This window comes from Shewanella sp. SG41-4 (assembly GCF_014164505.1).
In the GTDB taxonomy this organism is placed as follows: domain Bacteria; phylum Pseudomonadota; class Gammaproteobacteria; order Enterobacterales; family Shewanellaceae; genus Shewanella.
Map to the genome: position 1 here is coordinate 1 of NZ_JACJFI010000692.1, position 993 is coordinate 993.

Genomic DNA, 993 nt, shown 5'->3' on the forward strand with positions numbered 1-993 from the left:
TAACCTGAACTCGGGATAAAAAATTGAACTAATCGCCCTCTTCGTGATCAGATCTTTCGACCAAGAAGGAACCAATCACGCAGAGGGCTTATGAATAATTTAGTGGATATATTTTGTGATGTCGATGATTTTTGTACTGTATTTATCCCACAATGGAGAAAGCAGTGCTTAACAGATGGTACGCGTAAACGCCAACGTCAGAGCAGGATGGATATGAGTGAAATAATGACTATTATCATACTCTTCCATACGTCTCACCATCGTGATTTCAAAAATTATTACACTGGATATCTTGCTCGATTCTTCAAATCAGACTTTCCCAACTTACTCAGCTATACCCGTTTTCTTGAACTAATGCCGACAACAGTCGTGCCACTATGCAGTTATTTTTCCAGCATCAGAAGTCTACCAACGGGGATAGAGTTCGTTGATTCAACCAGCGTAAAGGTCTGCCATAATTTGCGAATTCCTCGACATAAAACCTTATCAGGCCTTGCTCGTCGAGGAAAAGGGACCATGGGGTGGTTCTACGGATTCAAGCTTCACCTCATCGTGAACCATAAAGGCGGTATTGTTGCAGCCAAAATAACAGCTGCCAATATGCATGATACTCAGCCTGTTTCAGGGATGGTGGTGAACGCAATGGATAGGCTGTATGCGGATAAAGGCTATATCAGTAAAGCGTTGGCAAGCGACTTACTTGAGAAAGGCGTAACCTTGGTAAATAATGTTCGCAAGAACATGAAAAAGAAGGCTTTATCACTGTGGGATAGAGCAATGCTTTCAAGAAGATTTATTATAGAAACCATCAATGACCAGCTTAAAAACATCTCACAAATCGAGCATTCGAGACACAGAAGTGTGCATGGTTTTATGTTGAATATGATTGGTGGTTTAATCGCTTATCAACTCAAAGAAAGTAAGCCACAACTCAATATCACAGATGTCGATTTCAATGCGATTTCTGTTATGGCTTAAACCGATCTCAGGTTA

1 protein-coding gene is annotated in these 993 nt (G+C 40.8%); it reads left to right on the top strand.

Annotated features, from left to right (window positions below):
* Positions 1-90: 90 nt before the first annotated feature.
* Complete coding sequence (locus H5202_RS23305; RefSeq protein ID WP_182774091.1) at positions 91-978, top strand: IS982 family transposase; 888 nt, start codon at positions 91-93, stop codon at positions 976-978.
* The last annotated feature ends 15 nt before the right edge of the window (positions 979-993 follow it).